The organism is Pedobacter sp., from assembly GCF_035566355.1.
GTDB lineage: Bacteria > Bacteroidota > Bacteroidia > Sphingobacteriales > Sphingobacteriaceae > Pedobacter.
On record NZ_DATMRL010000521.1, the window covers coordinates 1 to 4,967 of the forward strand.

Annotated in this window: 6 protein-coding genes; 1 reads left to right on the forward strand and 5 read right to left on the reverse strand. The window is 36.1% G+C overall.

Annotated features, from left to right (window positions below):
* The 4 genes from VNZ46_RS20245 to VNZ46_RS20260 all read right to left on the reverse strand — a co-directional run.
* Positions 1-1,135 (reverse strand): ABC transporter permease (locus tag VNZ46_RS20245; protein ID WP_325562007.1); only part of this gene is annotated, 1,135 nt, incomplete at its 3' end.
* A gap of 522 nt (positions 1,136-1,657) precedes the next feature.
* On the reverse strand, positions 1,658-2,452 hold the full coding sequence (locus tag VNZ46_RS20250) for a hypothetical protein (RefSeq protein WP_325562009.1): 795 nt from the start codon (positions 2,450-2,452) through the stop codon (positions 1,658-1,660).
* Between the two features lie 53 nt (positions 2,453-2,505).
* On the reverse strand, positions 2,506-2,919 hold the full coding sequence (locus tag VNZ46_RS20255; RefSeq protein WP_325562010.1) for a transcriptional regulator: 414 nt from the start codon (positions 2,917-2,919) through the stop codon (positions 2,506-2,508).
* Between the two features lie 55 nt (positions 2,920-2,974).
* A complete protein-coding gene (locus VNZ46_RS20260; protein WP_325562012.1) occupies positions 2,975-3,778 on the reverse strand; it encodes a helix-turn-helix transcriptional regulator in 804 nt (267 codons plus the stop codon).
* A gap of 213 nt (positions 3,779-3,991) precedes the next feature.
* Here VNZ46_RS20260 and VNZ46_RS29420 point away from each other — a divergent pair, with 213 nt between their 5' ends.
* Positions 3,992-4,144: a SymE family type I addiction module toxin gene (locus VNZ46_RS29420; RefSeq protein ID WP_414693512.1), complete on the forward strand. Its 153-nt coding sequence runs from the start codon at positions 3,992-3,994 to the stop codon at positions 4,142-4,144.
* Between the two features lie 90 nt (positions 4,145-4,234).
* Here the strand turns inward: VNZ46_RS29420 and VNZ46_RS20265 are convergent, their stop codons facing one another.
* On the reverse strand, positions 4,235-4,864 hold the full coding sequence (locus tag VNZ46_RS20265) for a hypothetical protein (protein ID WP_325562014.1): 630 nt from the start codon (positions 4,862-4,864) through the stop codon (positions 4,235-4,237).
* Positions 4,865-4,967: the final 103 nt, after the last annotated feature.

Consider the following 4,967-nt stretch of genomic DNA (forward strand, 5'->3'; position numbering starts at 1 on the left):
GGATTGATATTTTTTTATCTGCCAGTTCATTAAACAATGGGAGCAATAATGTAGCGAGCAATAACGAAAGCATGAAAGCCAACATCACAACTAAAAATGATTCACTTAAAAATTGCTGTATTAGTTGTGTTTTTGAAGAACCCATTGTTTTACGAATTCCTACTTCTTTTGCTCTTTTTTCTGCACGGGCTGTGCTTAAATTCATAAAATTGATACAAGCCAGTAGCAACACAAAAATTCCAACAATTCCAAACAACCATACAAAAGTGATGCGGCCACCGTCTGGTAACCCATTCTTAAAATCAGAATACAAATGCCAGTCCTTCATAGGATATAACAAGGCCTGATTTTTATACAGCTTCATGCCGGTTGACACTTCTTTTGGAACACTGTTATAGTAAAAATCTTTGATAGCAGCATTGGCAGTTGCCATTGAAACATTCGGCTGTAACTGCGCCAATATTGGAAATGAACTATTATCCCAGCTATCTTCAGCTTGTTGTATCCAACCGTTTGAAGCAACCCATAAACTCCACGGTGCAAAAAATTGCACGCTGCCATAGTCGCTGTTAGCAGCAATATCTTCATAAACTCCAGTAACAATTACATCAATCCTGTTATCTATTTTAAGGCTTTTGTTAATCGGATCATCATTACCAAAAAATGCTTTTGCAGTTGATTTTGAAATAACAATGGAATGCATATCATTCAGTGAACTATAACTGCCTTCGAGCATTTTTGGTGAAAGCATATCCAACCCTTCCGGTTCAATAAACTCACCTTGCCTCGATATTTTTTTATCAGCAGCTGAAATGGTATAATCGTTAAGCCACCAGGCTATAACAACATGCTTAAAATATTGACTGTAATTGCTTCTCAGAAGTGCAGCGGTAGGATAATGCATATTATCTACACCAAATGTTTCATGCGTATTTGGGTCGGTATACAATCTTCTTACCTCGGCAATACTTTCATAATTTTTATTACTTTCATTAAAGGTTACTTCATCATAAACCCACAGCCCGATAAGCATAGCCACAGCCATGCCAACGGCAAGGCCACCAATATTAATGAAAGAATAGACTTTGTTCTTTTCAAGATTTCGCCATGCGGTTTTGAAATAATTTTTGAACATAAAAGTTGATTTATGAAATATGATTTTATTACAGTAGGACGAGCCTGATTCAGCTCGCTAAATGTTTGTTCCAACGCAAATGCCAAAGCTTAAACTGTTGTGCGGTAAGGGCTTTAAAGAAATTATTTGAAACGCCTGTATCAAAAACGAACAGTAATTGTACGTTTATTTGATCTTTTAGAAGCGTCCTTTTAATTCCATCTTGCCCTTTAAGCATAGCATTCCCGTTTCAAAGGTGATGAAGCTGTGCGGGATTCACTATATCTATATTTCCGATGAAATCTGATGTGCTGAGTGCAGTTTTCAAGTTGATGGCAGGATTTAAATAGCTATCCCTCAACTGAAATGAATAACGATCCTATGGCTCGGCACTTAAACGCCGTCGGCGCGGGACTCGGCGGAGAAAGAAGCAAATCAAGTACAATGTAATAACAATGGTGGATGCACAAATAAAAGAAGGCATTACTAACGGTAATGCCTATCCCAGTGAACCGGATTGGATTCGAACCAATGTGGCAAATTTTAGTTGTAATAAATTCCTTTTACCAGCATCCTATTGTAGATTATTGTGAGTATTAATAAAATAATCAGCACAAAATTCAACTTGTTTAGTCTGTTAAAATTGCTATTCGTTGTTTTTAAATGATAGTTTTTATAAAGCGCATTACCATAGTCCCACAATAAGGTAAATGGACTACAGACCGGTGCTATTAAACTTATTAGCGCTACAATGGGTAAATTCAATAATGTCGTAAAAGGTATTCCTAATAAGATAGGTATTAATAGTAAAGAATGGACAAATGAAATCCTTGTTTCTTTTTTTTGAAGTATTTCTTTTGAACCCATTTCCACAAAATAGTTCATCAGATTTCTAATTAATAAGTACAATATTAAAGCCCCTGAAAGAGCAATACTAATTGTCAACCAGATTGGAAATTTAAGCGCCCAACAAATATAACCCGTATCCCCGGATGTGAAAATTGGCGCTATCATCAAATAACCAAAAAAACCTATGTAACCAAATGCAGTCATATAGAGATTGAATAAAAAACCAACATTTCGTTTCTTCTGTGTGGAACAAAATAAATGAAAAACTATCCCAATCATCAAACTCACGAATGGACCTGCACCTTTAATAAACAATATACTTTTTAAAGGTAATCCTTCGTCCATGTTAGAAACATAGTTATGATGAATAGAAATTCCTTTTGCATGTACAATGATTGATGCAAAATAATGTCCGAATTCGTGTAAAGTCATTTCTAATATACATGCAACAATAAAAAGAATGGTTGAATTTATAATTACATATTTCATTTTTGATGTGCGGCGAAAGAATTGCCAAACCGATGTCAGCAGTTCGTTGTTTTTTACTCATTAAGTCTAATCATACACGTTACAGCCTCTGTGTCAGAAGCATATTGTTCTACACAATATCCTTCTGGGTCTAAATTTGACTGATTTAGTAATTGTTTAAACGCTTTATCAATACTCATTATATCTTTTCTAAAGTCATTTACAACAACTGCAATGTACTTGCCTTTAGGAATCAAAAGAGTTTTGCATTGCACTTTTTCAGCTTCTCCATCATGCATTTCTTCGGCTGCTGCACGATAAATTATTCCGTCATTATTTTCAGGTCTTGACAAACCAAATATCCTTCTCTCTTTTGAAAATGTGAATAAGCTGTGTAGTTTATTTACGGCCTCTCCAATACCTTGTGGAAAGCTCTTTGCGGTTACATAAAACACTTTAATGTCGTTTTCTAAAATTACTGTTTCCATTTTTTTATACAAAGAAACTTATAGTGTATTTATAAAAATTGGGAAAAAACGACATTTATTGAGGTGCGTAAAAAACTTCATTTGCATTTCCTCCAAAATATGCTTTAGGATTATATCCTGAAAATTGCCGAAAGTCCTGAATGAAATGCGATTGGTCATAGTAACCAAAATCATATCCTATTTCTGTTAGTGTTTTATTCTGTGCAGAATAATTGTCTACAATTGATTTAAATCTAACTAATCTTGAGAAGGTTTTAGGCGAAAAGCCCACAAGGTCTTTAAATTTTCGTTCAAACTGTCGTATGGATAAGAATGATTGATTTGAAAGTTTTTGAATACTCACATTCCCTTTTTCACTACAAATGAATTGAACAGAACGTATTATTTCTGGTAGTTTCACTTCATGATTGAGGTTGGTTAAAAAATTATTCATTAAAATTACACGTTGAGTATTGTCCCTGGCAAGAATCATTTGTTCTGTAATGTCCTTTCCTTTTTGTCCTAGTAATGAAGTCAAGTCAACTAATTCGTTTGTTAACTCTGTAGCTGGGATATTAAACAAAATAGGGATAGCATACGGCTGGAGCATAACTCCAAATATCCCACACCTATCTTTTGAAGTAAATCTTCTTATTTTGTTAGTCTGCCCGTGAATACCGGTCCTAAACGTTTTTTCAATGTTATCTTCTGCAATTATTTCTCTGAATTCACTATCATAATGAAATATTATTTCAGGGCAATGATTTGCCAACGTTCGATGAATGTACATTTCGGTAGCGGGAAAAGTACGATCTAATGACCAGTAGTATTTTACCAGGCCTGCTAAATGTTTTCCGGTTTTATATGTATTAAATGTCATTTATCGTTTTTGCTTTACGATGACCGCCAACGTTAACATATTTGTGTTTGTGTCAGCATTTGAGATGTGTCTGCCCTGTACAAATGCTGATTAAAGTTACAAAAATTCATTGTTTATACTATTGCTTAATCGATAACTGTCAGCCCGGACTACAAGTACTCGTCCTCAGGTAAGAAGCCTCACCATTAACCACGATTTAGAGAAAGTGTACTCGTGTCAAAGAATGTTCCTGAAATCAGATTATGTGGTGAGTGGTTGAAAAAACTTGGTTTTGTACAGGGGCGAAAAGTTATTATCACACCGATGAATGAATTATTAATTGTCAGACTGGAATCGGAAAATAAATTGGCGAATGAGATTTCGTAATTCATCCGTTTCTCAGACGAGTCTCCGCATTACGGATTTCCAAAATTGACCAAATCGCTGAGGCGAGACTCGCCTGAGAAATAAAAGGATTTATTTTTTGAACTTTATGATGAGCCCTCCATTTAAACCAAACTGTAAAACAGAGGAATAGGTGCTAATACCGGCACCTGTGCCCCCGGTTCCAATTCCTATCCCAAATCCGGCCCCATCAACAAGTGACAGTAATTGTGCCTGTAAGCGAATCCCTACTCTGTCGCTGGCATACAACTTTACGCCAAGATGAATATCCCAGGCGAACTTGGTGGCACCAGAATAAGTTTTGGGAGCGATAATACATGCTCCCAACCCAAGACCTCCATATCCTTTTACCCGGTTATTTCCAACATACCTGTTACCTCCCAACAGAATATAATGCAAATCAAGTCCATCACTTTTGTTGGCTGTACTTCCACTGCCGTATAGATAACCCGTAGTTGGCTGGAAACTATAAGTAAGCGAAAGGCTGTAATTTTCATTGAGAAAGAAATCAAGTGCACCACCCAAATGTCCGCTTCCCGCAATCTTTGCTTTGTAATAGTTTGTACTGTAAGAATTCAAAGTGTGGTCAAATGTATATCCTCCATAAGCGGTGAGTTCAGCGTGCTGTGCAAAGAGCCCGGTATTTAAAAAAAGCAGGACGCTGGGAATGATACATTTTAGTTTTGCTTTTTTACTCATCATAATTTCTGTTTTAATAGACATTCGTAAATACCCTACTTTACATCTTTTTTTAACTGATGGCTACGACTAAAGTCTATCCCCCTCCGCTCCATCTGCCCTCCAC

Coding starts and splice junctions, on each gene's coding strand:
- VNZ46_RS20250 (WP_325562009.1), bottom strand. CDS start 2,452: ATGAAATATGTAATTATAAATTCAACCATTCTTTTTATTGTTGCATGT.
- VNZ46_RS20255 (WP_325562010.1), bottom strand. CDS start 2,919: ATGGAAACAGTAATTTTAGAAAACGACATTAAAGTGTTTTATGTAACC.
- VNZ46_RS20260 (WP_325562012.1), bottom strand. CDS start 3,778: ATGACATTTAATACATATAAAACCGGAAAACATTTAGCAGGCCTGGTA.
- VNZ46_RS20265 (WP_325562014.1), bottom strand. CDS start 4,864: ATGATGAGTAAAAAAGCAAAACTAAAATGTATCATTCCCAGCGTCCTG.